20 protein-coding genes are annotated in these 18880 nt (G+C 68.5%); 8 read left to right on the top strand and 12 right to left on the bottom strand.

All coding sequences use genetic code 11. The features are described 5' to 3' along the window. Positions 1-40: 40 nt before the first annotated feature. The 3 genes from ABDZ89_RS10005 to ABDZ89_RS10015 all read right to left on the bottom strand — a co-directional run bounded on the left by ABDZ89_RS10005 (position 41) and on the right by ABDZ89_RS10015 (position 1713). Positions 41-232: a hypothetical protein gene (locus tag ABDZ89_RS10005; RefSeq protein WP_343778729.1), complete on the bottom strand. Its 192-nt coding sequence runs from the start codon at positions 230-232 to the stop codon at positions 41-43. Between the two features lie 48 nt (positions 233-280). Continuing rightward, on the bottom strand, positions 281-1021 hold the full coding sequence (locus ABDZ89_RS10010; RefSeq protein WP_343778730.1) for a helix-turn-helix domain-containing protein: 741 nt from the start codon (positions 1019-1021) through the stop codon (positions 281-283). 119 nt (positions 1022-1140) lie between these two features. Beyond that, the gene (locus ABDZ89_RS10015; protein WP_343778731.1) at positions 1141-1713 is read right to left on the bottom strand and encodes a peroxidase-related enzyme; all 573 of its coding nucleotides are present in this window, start codon (positions 1711-1713) and stop codon (positions 1141-1143) included. Between the two features lie 121 nt (positions 1714-1834). Here ABDZ89_RS10015 and ABDZ89_RS10020 point away from each other — a divergent pair, with 121 nt between their 5' ends. Next, a complete protein-coding gene (locus ABDZ89_RS10020) occupies positions 1835-2314 on the top strand; it encodes a PaaI family thioesterase (RefSeq protein ID WP_343778732.1) in 480 nt (159 codons plus the stop codon). Further along, the gene (locus tag ABDZ89_RS10025) at positions 2307-3152 is read left to right on the top strand and encodes an amidohydrolase family protein (protein ID WP_343778733.1); all 846 of its coding nucleotides are present in this window, start codon (positions 2307-2309) and stop codon (positions 3150-3152) included. Before ABDZ89_RS10020 ends, ABDZ89_RS10025 begins: the two co-directional genes overlap by 8 nt. A gap of 51 nt (positions 3153-3203) precedes the next feature. Here ABDZ89_RS10025 and ABDZ89_RS10030 read toward each other — a convergent pair whose 3' ends face one another. The 7 genes from ABDZ89_RS10030 to ABDZ89_RS10060 all read right to left on the bottom strand — a co-directional run bounded on the left by ABDZ89_RS10030 (position 3204) and on the right by ABDZ89_RS10060 (position 11682). Further along, positions 3204-4367 (bottom strand): phenylacetate--CoA ligase family protein, encoded by a 1164-nt coding sequence (locus ABDZ89_RS10030; protein ID WP_343778735.1) that lies wholly within the window; start codon positions 4365-4367, stop codon positions 3204-3206. A gap of 183 nt (positions 4368-4550) precedes the next feature. Next, entirely contained in the window at positions 4551-5597 is a 1047-nt protein-coding gene (locus tag ABDZ89_RS10035) for a branched-chain amino acid ABC transporter permease (protein ID WP_343778737.1), read from the bottom strand. Between the two features lie 87 nt (positions 5598-5684). Continuing rightward, a complete protein-coding gene (locus ABDZ89_RS10040; protein WP_343778738.1) occupies positions 5685-6638 on the bottom strand; it encodes a branched-chain amino acid ABC transporter permease in 954 nt (317 codons plus the stop codon). After that, on the bottom strand, positions 6639-8717 hold the full coding sequence (locus ABDZ89_RS10045; RefSeq protein WP_343778739.1) for an AMP-binding protein: 2079 nt from the start codon (positions 8715-8717) through the stop codon (positions 6639-6641). After that, positions 8718-9551: an ABC transporter ATP-binding protein gene (locus tag ABDZ89_RS10050; RefSeq protein WP_343778741.1), complete on the bottom strand. Its 834-nt coding sequence runs from the start codon at positions 9549-9551 to the stop codon at positions 8718-8720. Further along, positions 9551-10393: an ABC transporter ATP-binding protein gene (locus ABDZ89_RS10055; protein WP_343778742.1), complete on the bottom strand. Its 843-nt coding sequence runs from the start codon at positions 10391-10393 to the stop codon at positions 9551-9553. The genes ABDZ89_RS10050 and ABDZ89_RS10055 overlap by 1 nt, the downstream gene beginning before the upstream one ends. After that, a complete protein-coding gene (locus ABDZ89_RS10060) occupies positions 10393-11682 on the bottom strand; it encodes an ABC transporter substrate-binding protein (RefSeq protein WP_343778743.1) in 1290 nt (429 codons plus the stop codon). The genes ABDZ89_RS10055 and ABDZ89_RS10060 overlap by 1 nt, the downstream gene beginning before the upstream one ends. A 158-nt stretch (positions 11683-11840) precedes the next feature. On the opposite strand from ABDZ89_RS10060, the gene ABDZ89_RS10065 reads away from it, so the two are divergent. After that, positions 11841-12236, top strand: a complete 396-nt coding sequence (locus ABDZ89_RS10065; RefSeq protein WP_343778744.1) for a universal stress protein — start codon at positions 11841-11843, stop codon at positions 12234-12236. 395 nt (positions 12237-12631) lie between these two features. Here the strand turns inward: ABDZ89_RS10065 and ABDZ89_RS10070 are convergent, their stop codons facing one another. Further along, complete coding sequence (locus ABDZ89_RS10070; RefSeq protein ID WP_343778746.1) at positions 12632-13705, bottom strand: aldo/keto reductase; 1074 nt, start codon at positions 13703-13705, stop codon at positions 12632-12634. Positions 13706-13836: 131 nt separating this feature from the next. Here ABDZ89_RS10070 and ABDZ89_RS10075 point away from each other — a divergent pair, with 131 nt between their 5' ends. The 5 genes from ABDZ89_RS10075 to ABDZ89_RS10095 all read left to right on the top strand — a co-directional run bounded on the left by ABDZ89_RS10075 (position 13837) and on the right by ABDZ89_RS10095 (position 17387). Then, a complete protein-coding gene (locus ABDZ89_RS10075) occupies positions 13837-14025 on the top strand; it encodes a hypothetical protein (RefSeq protein WP_343778748.1) in 189 nt (62 codons plus the stop codon). 64 nt (positions 14026-14089) lie between these two features. Further along, positions 14090-15028: an acyltransferase gene (locus ABDZ89_RS10080; protein WP_343778749.1), complete on the top strand. Its 939-nt coding sequence runs from the start codon at positions 14090-14092 to the stop codon at positions 15026-15028. Positions 15029-15485: 457 nt separating this feature from the next. Then, the gene (locus ABDZ89_RS10085) at positions 15486-16079 is read left to right on the top strand and encodes a DJ-1/PfpI family protein (protein WP_343778751.1); all 594 of its coding nucleotides are present in this window, start codon (positions 15486-15488) and stop codon (positions 16077-16079) included. Positions 16080-16103: 24 nt separating this feature from the next. Then, complete coding sequence (locus ABDZ89_RS10090) at positions 16104-16883, top strand: Nmad3 family putative nucleotide modification protein (protein ID WP_343778752.1); 780 nt, start codon at positions 16104-16106, stop codon at positions 16881-16883. Between the two features lie 93 nt (positions 16884-16976). After that, positions 16977-17387: a DoxX family protein gene (locus ABDZ89_RS10095; protein ID WP_343778753.1), complete on the top strand. Its 411-nt coding sequence runs from the start codon at positions 16977-16979 to the stop codon at positions 17385-17387. A 340-nt stretch (positions 17388-17727) separates the two neighbouring features. On the opposite strand, the gene ABDZ89_RS10100 is transcribed toward ABDZ89_RS10095, so the two are convergent. Continuing rightward, a complete protein-coding gene (locus ABDZ89_RS10100) occupies positions 17728-18807 on the bottom strand; it encodes a CNNM domain-containing protein (RefSeq protein WP_343778755.1) in 1080 nt (359 codons plus the stop codon). Positions 18808-18880 lie beyond the last annotated feature (73 nt).

The raw sequence follows: 18880 nt of genomic DNA on the forward strand, positions 1-18880 counted from the left end.
CGCGGCGGCTCAGGGCCGTCTCGACTCGTCGAGACGGCGATCACTCCTCGTCGGAGCCGTCGCAGACGCCGAGCGGGAGCGAGTCGGGGGCGTCGCCGTCGCCGTCGAGACCGGCGTATGCGTCGTCGATGAGCCGGACAAGCTGCGTCTCGGGGCTCACGCCGCGGGCGGCGGCGAGCGCCGCGAGCCGCTCGTACTGCTCGTCCGGCACGGACACCATTCCCTCGTCCATACGCGGCGCTCCGTCCCGAAGCTACAAAAGCGTTGTTCGGACCCGCGTTCACGGCGAGTCCGCCCGCTCGCCGTCGCGGACGGCCCCGATCGGTTCACCCTCGGCGAACCGGTCGAAGAGCGCGTTCATCACCGCCGCCTCGGCGCGAGAGAGGTGTTCCCAGACGGTCGTCGAGCCCAGCCCGAGTTCGGTCGCGACCTCCTCGACGCCCACCCCGCCGCCGTGGTCGTAGTAGCCCGCGGCGATCGCGGTCGCGAGGACTTCCCGTTGTCTGTCGGTGAGATCGTCGAGGAGCCCCGACGCGGGGAGTTGGGGCGAGCGCTCGATCGACGCCAGCTCCACGTTCCGCGCCAGCTCTACCTCGTTGCCGCCGCGTTCCAACTCGCGGATGACCGCAGAGAGGTCGTCGTCGTCCCCGAGGTACGCCGTCCACCGCTCGACGCCGCCGGAGATGGTCGTCCCCGTCCGGTAGTGGATCCCCATCCGCGAGAACCGCTCGCCGATGCCCTCCCAGTCGGCGGCCGCGACGTCGATCGTCAGGGCGACGTACGCGTGCGTCCCCTCGATGGGCGCGAGCGGTTCGGCGGACACGATCAGGTCGAACTCGCGGAACTCCTCGACGAACGCCTCGATCTCGGCCGGCGGTCCGGTGAGTTCGGCGATCCGCTTGCGCTCGGGCCCGCTCCCGGTCATCGACGAGACCGAGCGGTACCGCACCTCCGGGTGGCGCGCGCTCACCTCGCATTCCGGCTCCCCCGCGTGGTAGATCCGGAACGTCACTTCCCGCATGGAGAAGGCTGAGGCGGCCGAGGTTCAAACGGGTTCCGGACCGGCGCGATCCTCCTTACGCGGGAGACCGCGCGCCGCCGCCGCGGCGACACCGAGACGGGGGCTCCTCGCGAGAGCGGTCAGTCGCCGCGGCCCATCGCGTAGAACTCGTCGTTCGGGCGCATGTCCGCGACGGTCGCCATGCGGTTGGAGAGGTTGAAGAAGGCCGCGACCGAGGCCACGTCCCACACTTCCTCCGGTGAGAAGCCGGCGTCTCGGAGCCGCTGGACGTCCTCGTCCGTCACGGACTCGGGCGATTCGGTGAGTTTGACGGCGAAGTCCAGCATCGCCATGTGGTGGTCGGAGACGTCGGCCTGTCGGTGGTTCGTGGCGAGCTGGTCGGCGAGTTTCGGCGCGCCGGCGTAGATGCGACAGAGCGCGCCGTGGCCGACCACGCAGTAGAGGCAGTCGTTCGCGCCCGACACCGCGACGACGATCATCTCGACCTCTTCGCGGGCGAGCGGCGTGTCCGCCACGAGCGCGTCGTGGTACGCGAAGAAGGCCCGGAAGTGGCTGGGCTTGTACGCGAACGCCGAGAACACGTTCGGCGTGAACCCGGCGTCCTCGGTCTCCTCGTCGATGCGCTCGCGCAGATCCTCGGGGAGGTCCTCGTAGTCCGGCACGGGGAACCGCCGCATCGCGTCCTCGTTCATACCAGCAGACGCGCGCCGCGACCACAAAGCCGTTCCCCCGGACCGCCCGCCGTTGCGCCGCTCTCGGTCGACTCGGACGGTCTCGCTGACTCGGGGCGGTTGATTTATGCGAGGTCGTGCTGTGCGTTGGCACACACACATGGCCGACCCGAGTGACACCGGCGAGGGCGACCGGCGGCGGGCGACGAGTTCGGGTGAGGCCGACCGAACGGCGGTCGTCGAGCGACTGTACGGCGACATCCCCTTCCATCAGCGACACGGCCTGGAGGTGCTCTCCGTGACTCCCGACCGCGCCAGCGTCAAGCTGCCGTTCGACCCCGGACTCGTGGGCAACCCCGACCTCGGGGTCCTCCACGGCGGCGTCGTCAGCGCGCTCGTCGACCTCGCCGGCGCCGCCGTCTTCGTCGGCGGCCGCGAGGCGTACACCCCGACCATCGACCTCCGCGTGAACTACCTCGAGGCCGCCGGTCGGGAGCCGCTGTACGCGACCGCCACGGTGGACCGCCGCGGGGCCGACATCGGCGTTGCGAGCATCGAAGTCGAGTCCGGGGACGCCGTCTGCGCGACCGGCACGGGCGTCTACAAGCTCACCGATGACTGAGTTCCCCGTCGAGGGCGTCGTGGACGCCCACGTCCACCTCATGCCCGGGCGCCTGATGGCCGCCATCCGAGAGGCGCTCGGCGACGCCGCCGGCTGGGAGTTCGACCACCCGACCGACCGCGAGCGGATGGAGGCGACGCTGGCCGCCGCCGGCGTCGAGCGGTACGTCGCGCTCCCGTACGTCGCGCGTCCGGGCGCGGCGGCCGACCTCAACGAGTGGGTGATCGAGGCCGCCGCGGCGTCCGACCGCGCGGTCCCGTTCGCCACGGTCCACGCCGCCGACGACGACCCGGGGACCGTCGTCGCCGACGCCTTCGACGCCGGGGCGCGCGGCCTGAAGCTCCAGCTCCCGGTCCAGGGGTTTTCGGCAGACGACCCGCGGCTCGACCCGGCCTACGAGGTCGTCGCCGCACGCGACGCACCGGTCGTGCTCCACGCCGGGACGGCGCCGATGTTCGAGGACAGTCCGCACGTCGGCGTCGAGCGCTTCGAGTCGTTCCTCGCCTCCTACCCCGACGTGCGGGTGTGCGCGGCACACATGGGCGCGTACGAGGTCGACGCGTTCGTCGACCTCGCCCGCGACAACGACAACGTCTTTCTCGACACAACCTTCGCCATGTCGAGCGTCGCCGAGACGTACATGGATTTCGACCCGGCGACCGTCGACGACGACACGCTGATCGAGCTCTCCGAGTCGGTCATGTACGGCTCGGACTACCCGAACATTCCGTACCCCTACGCCCGGGAGCGGGAACACCTGCTCTCGCGGGACCTCCCGATAGAGGCGCAACGCGACGTCTTCTCTCGGACCGCGCGCCGCTTCCTCGGCGGCGACTGAGCGGCGACGCCGCTCCCTCGGCGGCGATGAGCGCCCGCGCCGGTCGGGGGCTCAGTACCGCTCGTCGACGACGCCGGTCTCGTCGAGGTCCGCGACCAGTTCGACGGCGTCGGGCGTCACGATGAGGCGGTCGCCGAGCGCCGCGCGCAGCTCGTCGACGTCGGCCTCGCCCTCGCAGACCACGACGAGGCGGTCGGTGGTCTCCGGCTGTGACACCTCGACGCGGTACTCGCCGGTCAACCCCTCGAAGCCGGCGAGCACCGTCTCGATGCTCTCCGGGTACACCTTCACGCCCTTGACCTTCAGCCGCTCGTCCGTGCGGCCGATGACGCCGTCGGGCAACACGACGGTCCCGTCCCGAACCGCCAGTTCGGCGAGGTCCCCGGTCCGGTAGCGCACCAGCGGGATGCCCGCCTTCCGGAGGTGCGTCACGACGACCTCCCCGCGCTCGCCGGCGTCTAAGACCTCGCCGGTGTCCGGGTCGACGGCCTCCACGACGGCGTAGTCGTCGACGACGCGGAGGCCGTCCTCGGCCGCGGTCTCGGCGGCCACGGGCATGATGTGTCGCGTGCCGAAGTAGTCCACGGCCGTGGACGCGTCGAGCGCGTCTTTGACCGCCTCGCGACGGCCGGGGATCGAGGTGAACGGCTCGCCGGCGCCGACGAACGTGTCGACCGAGCCGCCCGCCGCGCCGATCTTCAGCGCGAAGCTCGGGTTGCCCACGACGGCGTCCACGTCGTACGACTCGATGGTCGCGGCGGCCTGCTCGGAGTCGCCGGGGCCGAGCGGGAACACCTCCGCGCCGAGGCGTTCGAGCGCCCGATGGAGCACGTACCCGGTGCCGAACAGCTCGTAGCCGAACGTGTTGACGACGCGGTCGCCCGGCTCGATGCCGGCGCGTTCGAGCACGTCCGCGTTGGCGGCCGCCTGACCGTCGAGGTCGTCGGCCGTGTCGAAGACCGGCCGGAGCTGCTCGCCCATCGGCGAGAACGTGACCATCGCCGCGCCGTCGTACAGCGACCCCCTCGGCGGCGCGTCCTCGAAGTCGGCCTCGAGCTCAGCGGCCGTCGTGAACGGGAGGGCTCGGAAGTCGGCCCACGAGTCGACCGCCGTCGGGTCGACGCCCGCGTCCGCGAACTTCTCGGCGTAGAAGTCGCGGTCGGCGACCCGCTCCAGCTGCTCCCCCACCGCCGCGAGTGTACTGTCGTCGTACATCGCGTTAACACACGACAAACTGCCACATAAACCTCCGTCACCGGTGTGGTGGCGGGACGGGCGACGCCTGTGCGGCGCGGCGTCGGAGCGGAAACGCGCGTGCGGTCGGAAGGGTCGGAACGGAAACGCGCGTGCTGTCAGAAGGGTCGAGACGACCGGGTCGTGGACCGCGGGCCGTCGCGTTCAGTACGCGAACGGCCACGTGCGCAAGTACTCCTTGATCTTGCCGAGCCCGGCCAACACCCCCTTCGGCTCGACGGCGAGCACGACGATGATGATCGCGCCGAAGAACACCGGCAACAGCGCGGTCGCGTTGGTGCCCGTGAGGTCGGCGAGGAAATTCAGCCCGTCGTTGAGGTAGTCTTGAACGAGCGTGACGACGCCCACGCCGAGCAGCGCCCCCCAGACGCGTCCGAGGCCACCGAAAAGCAGCATGACGTAGTGTTCGAGGGTGAGCCCGATCGTGAAGTACTCCGCGTTGATGAAGCCGATCTGGAACCCGAACAACCCGCCCGCGACGCCGATCATGAACCCGCCGATGGCGAACGCGAGCAGCTTGTTCTTGAAGACGTTCACGCCGAGGACGGACGCGGAGAGGTCGTTCTCGTGGATGGCGCGGAACGTCTTCCCGACGCCGGTCCGGGAGAGGTTCAGCGACAGCATCGCGAACACCAAGAGTAGCACCAAAGCGAGCAGGTACTTGTCGATGGTCGTGCCGAGCGCGCCGACGGGCCCGACGAGCCCCACGTTCGAGGGCAGCGACTGGGTCGTCCCGCCGTGGATGAAGGCGAGCTGTGAGTTCACGAAGAACCACTCCTCGGCGATGAACTGGAGCGCCAGCGTCGAGATGGCGATGTAGAACCCCTTGACCCGGAACGACGGCAGACCGAAGCCGACCGCGACCAGCGCGGCGAGGAGGCCGCCGACGGCGAGCGCCGGGAGGAGTCCCGCTCCGACGGCGAGCAGTCTGCTCGCGCTGTACGCGCCGATGGCCATGAACGCGCCCTGCGCGAGCACGATCTCGCCGGCGTAGCCGAGGATGACGTTCAGCCCCAACACCGCGATGGCGAAGATGTACGCCTGCGTCAGCAGCGTCACCGTGCCGCCGCCGAGGAGGAACGGCGCGATGAAGGGGATCGGCAGCCCCAAAGCGAGGGCTATCTTCTGTGTCCGCCACCGGACCAGCCCCATTCGCGACTCGTAGTCGGTGAAGTACTCACCGCAGGGCATGCGACCACCTCCCGTCGGCCGCGGCCGTTCGAGTCGTCGGTGCACCGTCGGAGCGCCCCGTAGCGCGCGAACTGTGTCCCTTCATGGTCAGAGCCTCTCGATCCGCTCGGTCCCGAACAGGCCGTACGGCTTCACCAGAATGACGACGAGCAGGAGCACGAGCGGGAGAATCTCGCCGAAGCCCGCGCCGAAGTTGGCCTGGATGTTCGTGAACGGGACGTACACCGCGGTGCCGCCCACGAGGTAGTACGACCCCAGTTCCTGGAGGACGCCCACGACGATGGAGCCGATGAACGCCCCCGGGATGCTGTCCAGTCCGCCCAACACGACGGCGGCGAAGATGATGATCCCCGTGTTCTCGATGGAGACCGCCGCCCCTCCGCTGGACGTCGCCAGCAGGATGCCGCCGATGGCGGTGATGGCGATAGAGAGCGTCCACGCGAGCGCGATGGTGCGCTCGATGGAGACGCCGAGGACCATCGCGGCCTGCTCGTCGCTGGCCGACGCCCGGAGGATCGACCCGGTGACGGTTTCGCGGAAGAACAGCATCAGGACGGCGACGACGACCAGCGCGATGGCGACCGCGACGGCGTACGCCGCCTGTATCGACGTGCCGAGGGGGAGACTGAGCTGGCCGCCGAACGTCAGCGCCTCGGGGTACGCCTGCGCGTTCTGGCCGTACAGGAAGAAGATGACCCCCTCGAGGATGCTGCCGAGCGCCAGGGTCACGATGATGACCGACAACACCGGCTCGCCGATGAACTGTCGGAACACGATACGTTCGAGCGCCAGCCCGAGCACGAGGCCGAGCAGGACCGTCACGAGCACCGCCGCCCACGCCGGTATCGCCGCCGGGAGCACGGTGGCCGTGCCGAAGATGACGACCCCGTACGCGCCGACCATCGCGATCTGGCCCTGCGCGAAGTTCAGGACGCCGGTCACCTTGTAGATGAGCGAAAAGCCCATCGCCACGAGCGCGTACAGCGCGCCCAGTCCGAGACCGCTCAGCGAGATGTCGATGAGCGTGACCCAGTTGACCATCTAGCTCACCTCCAGTTCGCGTTCGTCGTCGAGGACCGGTTGGTCCACGTCGACGATGCGCATGACGCCGCGTTCCTCGGACTCTCTGCCGTCTTGGTACGTGATCGTGAGTTCCATCGCTATCTCGGTGCTGCCGTCGTACAGGGCCGTCACGAGGTCGCCGTATCGGTCCACGACGACCTCGCGGCGGAGCTTCCCGGTGCGCGTGAGCTCCCCGTCGTCGGCGTCGAACTCCTTGAACAGGAGCACGAACCGCTGGATCGGGTTATCGAGGTCCTCGTTGGTCTCCGCGACCACGCCGCGAAGCAGCTCTAAGACCGGTTCTTTCCGCGTCAGATCGCGGTAGCCCGCGTACTGGATGTCGCGCTGGTCGGCCCACTCCGCGACGTTGTCGTACCGGATGTTCAGGACCGCGGTGAGCTCCGCGCGGTCGTCGCCGACGACCATCGCCTCCTTCACGTAGGGGTTGAACTTCAGCTTCGTCTCGACGCTGATCGGCGCGACGGCGGTGCCGTCGGTCATCTCTAAGACGTCGTCCATCCGGTCGAAGATCCGCACGTGGTCGTCGTCGGTGAGCGCGCCGAAGTCGTCGGTGTGGAGCCAGCCGTCCTCGAACGCCGACTCGGTCTTCTCCGGCATCCCGTAGTAGCCGGAGGTGACGACCGGGCCGCGCACGAGCAGTTCGCCGCCCGGCGTGATCCCCACCTCGACGTTCGGGAACACCTCGCCGACCGTCTCCACTTGCACGTCGTCGTCGCGGTGCATCGTCACGAACCCGCAGACCTCGGACTGCCCCCAGATCTGCTTGAGCGGGACGCCCATCGCGTGATAGTACTCGAAGTGGTCCTCGCCGAGGGGACCGCCGCCGGTGTAGACGTTCTTCGCGCGCTTCAGTCCGATCTTGTCGAGTATCGGCCGGTAGGCCGCCCAGTAGGACAGCCAGTGGGCCCCGCGCAGCCACGCCGGCGGCTCCTCGTCGTTCCTGTCGCCGATGACGTACTCGGCGTACTTCTCGCCGACGCTCATCGCCTTGTCGTACACCCAGCCTTTGAACCGCGAGGTGTTCTCGATTTTCGCCTTGACGTCCGCGACCCACGCCTCGTACCGCTTCGGCGACGAGAAGATGATCTCCGGACCGATCTCCCGGAGGTCCTCCTCCTCGGTTTCGGGCTGTTCCGGGAAGTTCGCTGTCCACCCGGCGACGAACGCGGCCGCGAGCAGGATCATCTGCTCGCCCACCCACGCCATCGGGAGGTACGAGAAGTAGTCCGACTCCTTCGGCAGCGGGTCGATGTCGATGGCCGCGTTTGCGAGGTTCACGAGGTTGAAATGCGAGAGCCGGACGCGTTTCGGCATCCCCGTCGTCCCCGACGTGGGCGCGAGCATCGCGGTCGCCTCCGCGGGCACGGCCTGGATCTCGGACGCGAGGTAGTCGTCGCCCACGTCGCCGGACTCGCGGCGCTCGCGGCCGCGCTCCTCGACGTCCTCGTAGGCGACGATGTCGGGGTCGCCCGGCTCGGTCTTCTCGCCGTTCTCGTACCGGAACATGCCCTTGTCGTCCCGGTAGATGATCGTCGACAGCGACGGCACGCCGTCCGAGACGAGGAGGAGTTTGTCCACCATCTCCTGATCTTCGGCGTACACCACCTCGGGTTCGAGCAGCCGGAGCTGTTTCTCGATGTCCTCCGGCAGCATGTCCTCGTAGTTCGGGGCCGCCATCCCGCCGAGGGACTGCGCGGCGATCCACGCCCACAGCTGGTGGGGACGGTTGTACCCGATGGTGAACAGCACGTCCTCGTCGCCGAACCCGTACTCCTCTAAGCCGAGCGCGAACCGCTCCACGCGGTCGTAGTACTCCTCCCAGGTGAACTCCTGCCAGACGCCGTACTGCTTCCAGCGCAGGGCGATGTCGTCCGGGTGCTCGGCGGCGTGATCGATGAGGATCTCGGGGAGCGCCCGGTCGGAGACGATGGGCACCGACTCGCCCTCCGGCGCGGTCAGGACGCGCTCGACGGACAGCCCCGAGTCGGCTGAGTCGCCCGACCCGACGCCCTCGCTCTCGGCGTTTTCGGCCGCCATCTACTCGACCCCCGTGTAGACGCGGGCGACCTCGGGGTCGTCCGTCACCTCCTCGGGCGGCCCGCGAGCGATGACGCCGCCCTTCTGCATGACGATCATCCGCTCTGAGACCGCGGTGACGACTTCGAGGTCGTGTTCGATCATCACGAGCGTCAGCCCCTCCTCCTCGTGGAGGTCGGTCAGGAACCGGATCATGTCGTACTTCTCGTCGAAGGTGAGCCCGCTCATCGCCTCGTCGAGCAGGAGCACGTCCGGCTCGAGCGCGAGCGAGCGGGCGAGGTCGACCCGCCGCTGGACGCCCAGCGGCAGCGTCGAGACCGTCGTGTGGCGGTACTCCCAGAGTTCGAGGTAGTCGAGGATCTCCTCGACGAACCGCATGTTCTCGGCCTCCGTCTTCCGCCCGGTGCCGTAGTACAGCATCGCCGAGAGCACGTTCGGGCGTTTGGCGACCGCCCGGGTCGTCATCACGTTCTCTAAGACGTCCTCGCTCTCGAAGAGCTCTAACCCCTGAAACGTCCGACCGAGGCCGTGTCGGGCGCGGTAGTGTTCCGGCCTGCCGCTGACCTCCTCGCCGTTCAGGAACACTTCGCTCCCGGCGTCGGGCGTGTAGAAGCCGTTGAGGATGTTCAACAGCGTGGTCTTGCCGGCACCGTTCGGGCCGACGATGGACACCCACTCGCCGTCGGCGATACCGAGGTCCACGTCGTCGACGGCGGTGATCGAGCCGAACGTCTTGGTCACGTTCCGGCAGCCGATCGCGGCCTCCTCGGGAGGCACGTGCGCGCCGCTTCTGAGCGACGCCGCGCGCGCCTCGACCCCCTGATCGGCGCTCATCAGGTCCACCTCTTGCGGATCTTGTAGTGCCTGATGTCGGTGTACCGGGAGTCCTCGCTGGACGTCCCGAGGTAGAACTCCTTTATCTCCTCGCGCTCGACGAGTTCGTCGGCCGGGTCGTGGAGCTCGATCTGGCCGTTCTCCATGACGTAGCCGTAGTCGGCGATCTCGAGCGTGCGCTTTGCGTTCTGGTCCGCGATGAGCATCGTGATGTCCTCCCGTTCGTTGATCTCTACGAGCGTCTCGAAGATGTCGCGAACCAGCTTCGGCGCGAGACCGAGCGAGGGCTCGTCCAACAGGAGCAGGTTCGGCCGGTGGATGAGCGCGCGAGCGATGACGAGCATCTGCTGTTGCCCGCCGCTGGCGTAGCCGGCCTTGAGGTCTAAGATGTCCTCCAGTTGCGGGAAGTACTCGAAGGCGATCTGGTAGTCGTCCTCGTCGAATTGGAACCGGCGGCCCTGACGGTAGAGCCCGCACCGGAGGTTCTCCTCAACGGTGAGGTCCTCGAACACCCGCCTCCCTTCGAGGATGTGCGTGATGCCGCGCTGGACCATCTCGTTGGCGCCGTAGTTGGTCACGTCCTCGCCGCGCAGGAACACGCGGCCCCGCGTGACCTCGCCGCGCTCGCTCCGGCCGATACCGCTTATCATCTTCAGTATCGTCGATTTCCCGGCGCCGTTCGGGCCGAGCAGCGCGACGATGTCGCCCTCGCTGGCCGACATCGAGACGCCCTGTACCGCGAGGAAGTGCCGGTCGTAGACGATCTCGACGTTGTCGAGTTCGACGACCGGCGGGTCGCCGTCGTCCGCCGCGGTCGCGGTCGCTTGCTCGTTGGTCGCCATTACAGTCCGATCCAGGAGTCTCGGCGGGGCAGTTCGACGCTGGTGTCGAAGCTCAGGCTCCCGTCGGTGACCTCGAACAGCCGCCCGTTCATCGTCGGGCGGCGGTCGCCCTCCGCGTAGCTGAACGGCTCGGCGAGGCCGAACATGTCGTCGTCCTCGATGCCGAACATCCCCTGCCTGACGTTCGGGCCGGTCGTGACGTCGTTCCCGGCCTCGGCGGCGTTTTGCATGCCCTTCAGCGCGAGCAGGGCGTGGATCACGCCGCGCACGTAGTTGAGCTGGGCGACCTCGGGGTCGTCCATGCTGCGCCCCTCGCGCTCGAAGTTCGCCTCGATGATCTCCGCGCCCCGGCCGCCGCTGTCGAGCGCGCCCTGAAAGGTGCGGAACGCGTTGACGTACCGCACGCCCTCGAAGATGTCGGGCGACTGCTGGACCACGCGCTCGTCGACGGTGTAGGTCAGGCCGCACACCGTCAGGTCGGGGTAGATGTCCTGTCGGTCCTCTAAGAGCACCCGCATCGGCGCGGACGTGTTCTGGTGGATGAGGTAGTCGATGTCCTGGTCTCTGGCCTGTCGGAGCTGCGTCGTCGCGGAGTTGGCGGTCAGCGGGAGGTTGATGTCCGGGGCCACGTCGAGTCCGAGTTCCTCGGCGTACTGCTTGCCGCCCTCCACGGGCGACCGGCCGAACGCCGTGTTCGAGAAGATGAACCCGACCGTCGCCTCGGGGTCGTTGTCCGCGATCCACTTCAGATGCGCCCGGGCCTGGCTGGTGTAATCGAGGTTGCCGAAGAAGTTGTACGGGAACTCCTCGGTGACGAGGTTCGCGGAGTAGGACGCGGAGACGTAGACGATCTCGTCTTCCGCAACGGTGCCCGCCAGCGCCTCGGTGTCGGCGGTGCCCCAGCCGATGATCAGCGGCGGCGACGACTCGGAGGTGTACTGTTGATAGTACTGCTGTGCCTGCGGCACCTCGTAGGCGTAGTCGTTGTTCGGGTGGTCGATGCTCACGTCGAACAGGTCGTTCTCGTTGATGTACGCGATCGTGTCCCGAGAGCCGATGGCCGTCGGTCGCCCCACGTCGGACGTCGCCCCGCTCTCGTCGTAGATGCCGGGTACCGTGACCGAGTCGGGCATGCTCCCGTCGCCCCCGTCGCCGCTCCCGCCGTCGCCCCCGTCGCCGCCGCCGATACACCCGGCGAGCGCCAGCGTCGCCGCTCCCGCGGTGCCGCTCTTCAGGACGTTCCGCCGCCGGTACAGCCTCGACGAATCCACTGTGTTATCGTTTGTCATGAGTTTCTACCTACTACCGTGAGTGACATACTACATAATCATTAGGGATAGATTCAGCTCTCTGCGGGCAGTTACTCGGTGCCCGCGCGCTCGCGAACGGCGAGTGAAGCCGTCGATTCGCCGAAACAACCAAATGCGAGTGCCGAGACGACTGGTCCATGTTTACGTTTGTCGTGGGTATCGACACCGACGTGGGGCGGGCCGAGACGCAGGCGGAGACCATCGCGTCGATGCCGCTGGAGGCGGACGAGGTGACGGCGGTGCTCGTTCACTCGTTCGCCGAGAACCGGGAGGGCGGCACCGTCGAACAGGTCAAGTCCGTTCGGGTCGCGCAGTCTCGACTCGAAGACGCCGGGATCGAAGTGACGCCGGAGGGGTACGGCGGCGACGCCGCCAAAGCGATCCTCAACGTCGCCGACGACTACGACGCCGACCAGATCGTCGTCGCCGGCCGGAAACGCACGCCGACCGGAAAGGTCCTGTTCGGCAGCGTCACCCAGAGCGTCATCCTCGACACCGAACGGCCCGTCCTCGTCTGTAGCGGCGACGACTGAACCGACCGCTCGGCGCGTCCGCTCCAGACCCCGATCGGGATCAGAGCGGAACTCCCCGGTCCGACAGGGTGGTTCGAGAGTCACCGGGGCCCATCGCAATCAGTTTATAACTACGAGCGAGTATATCGGGTCGTGGTGGCGATGACGAGTCGGTTACCCCCACTGAGCCCCTTGTGACGACGGGTTTCCACCGAGCCACCGTTCCCACGACCGCCAGCGATGCGGCCGCTTCGCGGATCTGGGGAGTGCTACCGATCCCGAACTGACGGCTCCGAACGGGTCACAGTGAAAGTGGTTAGAATCGGTGTCGGCCGTTCGCTGTCGGGTGATTTCGATGCGAAAGAAGCGGGTGGGGTCGGCGACCGCGGTGCGGGGTCGTGACCCCGTTCCGCGGCTCAGTACGAGGCGGCTCGCTTGTCGAGGCCGGCGGCCTCGATGTCGTCGCCGTCGACCGAGGTGCGGAGCACGTCCATCCCGTCGTCGCCGTCGATGTCGAAGTTGCGGGCGTACAGCGCTTCGAGGCGGTCGTACTCGGCGTCGGAGATGGGCGGCACGTCGCTCGCGGCGCTCCACTCGGCGATGTCGTCGCCGTCGCGGAACGTCGGCGTGACGGAGGCGACCTCGTCGTGGGCCAGCAGCCAGCGGATCGCGGCCTGCGCCATCGTTCGCGTCCCCTCGCCGTGGTCGGGCGTTTCGAGGAACCGGATCGCGTCGACCTTCTCCCAGCCGGTCTCGTACCACTCCTTCGGTCGGTGCGAGCGGTGGTCGCCGTCTTCGAGGACGGTGTCGGGCGTCACCTGCTCGTTGAGGAGGCCGGAGGAGTGCGGAACGCGGGCGATGACGGACGTGTCGGAGTCCGACTCGCGGATCGTGTCGACGAAGTGGCGGCCGGGCTCCTGCTCGAAGAGGTTGAAGACGGTCTGGACCGCGTCGAACTCCTCGTACTCGACGGCGGCGTCGCCCTCGGCGAGCCAGCCGATCGAGGGGCCGAGCGCCCAGCCGAGCGCGCGGACGCGACCGTCCGCCTTCCACTCGCGGAGGAGGTCGCGAACCTCGGGCGTCACCTCGTCGACGTTCGCGTTGTGCAGTTGGAGCACGTCGACGTAGTCGGTGTCGAGGCGGTCTAAGGAGGCCTCGAACGCCTCGGTGAGGTACTCCTCGTTCAGCTCCTTCGGCAGCTCGCCGTGGCCGGCCTGCGGGTTGTCGTAGAAGTCGTAGCCGATCTTCGTCGACAGCGTCACCTCGTCGCGGCGGCCGTCGATCGCTTCGCCGATGATCGACTCGCTGTCGCCGTGGCCGTACACGTCGCCGGTGTCGACGTAGGTGACGCCCGCGTCGAGCGCCTCCTCGACCATCTCGACCGCCTGCTCGTCCGAGCGGTCGCCCCACCAGTCGGTGCCGACGACCCACGCCCCGAAGCCGATCTCGGAGACCTCGACGCCGGAGTTCCCCAGTTCGCGGTGTTGCATACCCGTCGATTGGCGGTCGGGACACTTATCGGGCGCGGTCGCTCCCACGGATGCGGAACGGTCCGGTGACGGCCGGTCCGCCCGCGAGCGCACCGTTGGAGTTTACACGGTCGGTCGCGTTCGGAACGCGTATGGAGAAGCCCCTCCGCCGGCGGCTCGACGCCGTCGTCGCCTTCCTCGCGGTCGTCGCCGTCGCATCCGTCACCGACCTGTTGTTGTCACACGGGAGAGCCGGGATCGTCACGGCCGTCCTCATGGCCTTCGGCGTGTCGTTCGTCGGCGTCGTCGTCGGACTGTTCGCCAACGCCATGCGATCCTAGCCGACGGGCGCTCGCGGGACCACACAACCGAATCCATATCAACCACGGCGACGAAGGAGGGCCGATGACAAAGCGACACGTGTCCCTGCCCGACGGCGCCGAGGCCGGGGTCCGAGGGTTCATCGACGAGGTGGACGAGCGGCTCTCCTCGGACGAGGACACCTGCGAGGTCGTCCGCGACGTGCTGGTCGACCTCCACGGCGATCGCGAGGCGTGGGAGGCGTGGCAGGACGGCGAGTCGGTGTCGCGCGCCGAGCGCGTCCGCCTTCAGGGGTACGACCCGTGTAACGCGACGCTGGAGTCCGAGTACTACGCCGAGAAAGACGAGGACCGCTTCCAGCGCTCGAAGCACCTCCAGTGGCTCTGGCGCCAGTTCGACGCCACGCCGATGGCGGACAACGTCGAGTTCGCGCTCCGGTTCCGCCAGATGCTCGGCGACCACCTGTTCGCCGAGTGCGGGGACAACTGCCGCTTTTTCAAGGGCATCTCCGTCACCTACGGCCACAACATCGAGGTCGGCGACAACGTGGTCGTCCACGACGGGGTCCACCTCGACGACCGCGGCAAGCTGACCATCGGCGACCGCGCGTCCATCTCCGACGGCGTCCACCTCTACAGTCACGACCACGACATCGTCGACCAGACCGAGGTTCGAAACTTCCACACGATCGTCGAGGCGGACGCCCGCGTCACCTACGACGCGATGGTCAGAGCGGGCTGTCGAGTGGGCGAGAACAGCGTCGTCGGCGCGCGTTCCGTGGTCCAGGGAGACGTGCCGGACCACCACGTCGTCGTGGGGTCGCCCGCCCGCAGCGTCCGCGTCAAGCCCGGCTGGGAGTCCGCCGCCGAGGAGTTGGAGGACGGCCGCCTCCCCGACAACCAGGACGAACGCGAGATCGAGTACGAACTCCCGGACGACCTCGATCAGTTCGACGAGTTCGGGCGGGACCTACAGCCGCCGGACGTGGAGAACCCCTCGCCGCCGACCTCGCCGGAGCGTTGAGGCGCCGAAACGAGTTTCAGCGGCGTCTCGTAGCGACTGTCAGACGATAGTTTCTGAGTATGACTCAGAATCGGTGACGATCACCGCCGAAGCCCCAGCCGCTTACTGCGACGCGACTCTCTCCGAGGACACGACCGCCTCGCAGCTGCCCCTTCGGGTCCCACCCACGGCCCCGCACCGCAGCCTCACGCCTCCCCAGCCTCGTCGGCAGCTCCCGATGGTCGACGCCGACTCCAGCGAGGGACCGAAGGTCCCTCTGGCAGCCGGCGCGTAGCGCCGACTCCCTCGCGCGTGCTTCTCGCGGTCGCCCCCGGCGACCGCTCGCAGGCACGCGCCACCGCGAACCGCGGTCGCGGTCGGTCGTCGCGACCAGTTTTTGACATCAGTCCGCGGTGTGCTACCGCTCGCCAGTATCGTTATGAGATTGCGACACGTACGGCCACATGGTGTTACGCACATGACAGGACAACAGATACTGATGATCGTGGGCGACTTCGGGGAGGACTACGAGATCATGGTGCCGTATCAAGCGCTTCAGGCGGTGGGCCACGAGGTCCACGCCGTCTGTCCGGACAGGGAGGGCGGCGAGTCGATCAAGACCGCGATCCACGACTTCCGGGGCGACCAGACGTACCTGGAGACGCGCGGGCACAACTTCGAACTCACGCACGGGTTCGGCGAGGTCGACCCCGCTGACTACGACGCGCTGGTCGTCCCCGGCGGGCGCGCCCCCGAGTACCTCCGCGGCTACGAGGAGGTGCTCGACGCGGTGCGACACTTCTTCGAGGCGGACAAGCCCGTCGCGTCGATCTGCCACGGCCCGCAGATCCTCGCGGCCGCGGGCGTCCTCGACGGCTACGAGATGACGGCGTACCCGGCCGTCAAGGCGGAGGTCGAGGCCGCGGGCTGCTCGTGGGTCGACGGCGTGACGACCGACGGGAACCTCGTGACCGGCCAGGCGTGGCCCGACCACCCGGAGTGGATCGCGCAGTTCCTCGACCTGCTCGGGACCGAAATCGAGCACGGCGCGCCCGCCGCCACGGCGGACTGATCCCCGACCGACTTCCCGTTTTTCATGACTGACCCACGAGCCGTCGCCGTCAACGTCGCCGCCAACACGAACGAGCCCGGCTTTCGCGGCCCGGTCTACCCGGACGGGTCGTTCGCGTACGTCCCGATCCCGGAGTCGGCGGCGACGCTCCCGCGCGAGGGGTTCCCGGTCGACGAGCCGCTCCCGACCTACGGCGGCCTGGACCTCCCCTTCGCGGTGCCGACCGACCTGCGCGAGACGCCGGTTCACGCGGACCCGGAGTTCCCCGGTGTCCACGGTCGCGGGCGCGCGAGCTACGGTGACCCGCACGGCGTGAAAGCCAGCCGGATCGCCGGCCTCGAACCGGGCGACTGGCTGTTCTTCTACGCGACGCTGTCGCTGCGACCGCACGGCTGGGCCGGTCCGGGCGAGGGGTCGGTCGAGGAGCCCGGGGGCGTGCGAGCCGACGACGACTTGGCTCCGGAGTGGGGCGCGTACCTCTTCGCGGGGATCCGGATCGAGCGGGTGCTGGCGGCGGGCGGCTCCGAGACCGTCGACCGTGAGGCGGCGGCTGCCCGCGCGCCGACCAACGCGCACCTGAAACGCGACCCGTTCGACGCCCGCGTCGTCGTCACGGGCGACGCGGACGCGTCCGGGCTCTTCGACCGCGTCGTCCCGCTGAGCGCGCCCGAGGCCGGCGCCGAGGCGAACGCGCTGGTGACCGAGCTGTCGAGCGACTCCGGAAAAGGGCCGTGGTGGCGACGCCCGATGGCCTTCGACGCGGCGGCGACCGCCCGCCTGCTGGAACGGATCGACCCGGCCTGACGATCGGTGTGAGACGGGTCGGCCGAGCGGTGACGGGGCCCGCGGCTCGATCCGGCACCGCGATTTATACCGTGCGCTCCCGTCTTTACAGGTATGAGCGATGACACCACTGAGACGACCGCGGAGAGCGACGGTCGCGGCGCGCCCTCGCGGATCGGCCGCGTCCTGCTCGGCGTCGGCCTCGCCGCGCAGGCCTCCGAGGACTTCCGCGACATGGACGACACCATCGAGTACGCCGAGTCGGCCGACGTCCCGATGCCGGAGTTGGCGGCGCCGTTCGCCTCCGGGATGATGGTCGTGGCCGGCCTCGGCATCGCGCTCTGGCGGCTCCCCCGGATCGCGACCGGCGCGGCCGTCGGGTTCCTGACGGTCGTGACCGCGACGATGCACGACTTCTGGAACGCCGACGAGGACGACAAGGGCGGCGAGCGGCTCGCCTTCTTCGGCAACCTCGCGATGCTCGGCGGGGCCTTGGTGTTCCTGCGCGAGGCGTATAAGAAGTGAGCGAAGAAGCGGGGAACCGTTCCGAAGCTACGGGCGTTTGTCTGTAACTCGTTGCTGGCGCTCTCGACGGCGAACAGCTTCAAAGCCCCAGTCGCGAGGACGACGCAGACGACGTAAGCACCGCAGCGAGTGAGCAACGCGAACGAGCGAGGAGCACAACGAGTGTGCGTCGTCCTCGCGACCGCCCCTTTGAGTCCCACCCCGCACCGCAACCGCGGCCTCACACCTCCCCAGCCTCGCGGTTCGTTCGGGGCTCCCTACGGTCGCCCTCTCACCGCGTCCCTCGCGCGTGCGATTCGCGCCGCGGTGCGGCGCCAATCGGTACGCGCCACCGCGTCGTTCAGTATACATCGCCGGCGTCGAGCGGGTCCTCTAACTGCCCCATCACCGCCTCCATCGCGTCGGTCGCGGTGAGCAGCCCGACGACCTCGCCGTCCTCGACGACCAAGGCGAGCTCCTGCGACTCGGCCTGAAACCGGTCGTAGGCGCTGCTGACGCTCGCGTCCGCGGAGACCGTCATCGGCGGCGCCGCGACGTCACCGAACGTCAGGTCGCCGTCCCGGAGCCCGTCGTAGCGGCTCACGATGGAGGGGGCGTACACGATACCCTCGAAGTCGTTCAGGTCGTCGCCGACGAGCGGGAAGCGGGTGTGCGGCGTGTCCCGGATCCGATCGAGGTTCTCCGCGACCGACGCCGTCGTCGTCAGGGAGACGACCTCGTCAGGAGCGGTCATCACGTCCGCGACGGTGACGCGGTCCACGTCGAGCGCGTTGAGGACCTCCTCGCGGCGCTCCTCGGAAATTTCGACCTCCTCCATCATCGAGCCGAGGCGGTTGCGGAGCTCGGCGCGCGTCTCCAACACCTCCTCTTCGGCCTCGGTCCACGAGCCGGTCATCTCGACGCCGAACAGCCCGAGCGTGGCCTTCGCGACCCAGTCGCCGAACTTGATCAGCGGCGAGATGAGCCACGCGAACCAGTAGAGGGGTCGGGCGCCGTACTCGGCGACCTGCTTCGAGCGCTCGACGCCGAGGTACGTCGGCGTCTGCTCGCCGTGCGTCAGGTGGACCATGTTGATGAGAAAGAATCCCAACAGGGAGCCCGCGCCGGCTGACGCGAGCGCCGTGTTCTCGAAGATCGGGGCGAAAAGCGCCGCCAGCCCCGGCTCGGCGACGATACCGAGCGCGATAGACGTCCCGGAGATCCACACCTGACAGGTCGTGAGGTAGAACTCCAGGTCGTCGGTCATCTCCCACGCGCGACGCAGTCCGGGGGTGTCCATCTCCGATTCGGGGTACTGCCGCAGTCGGGTCAGCCCGAACTCGATCGCCACGAAGTACGCGTTGATCAGGATGAGCGCGACCCCCGCGGCCACGCGGAGGGCGACCTCGGTGGGAGGCATCGCCGTTGCGAGCGGGATCATCGTCCCCACCGTCCCGACGCGTGATTGAAAAGCGTTCAGGGATCGCGTCGCCCCCGCCGATGAGCCGCTGGCG

Origin of the sequence: Halorubrum ejinorense, from assembly GCF_039522565.1 — an archaeon.
In the GTDB taxonomy this organism is placed as follows: domain Archaea; phylum Halobacteriota; class Halobacteria; order Halobacteriales; family Haloferacaceae; genus Halorubrum; species Halorubrum ejinorense.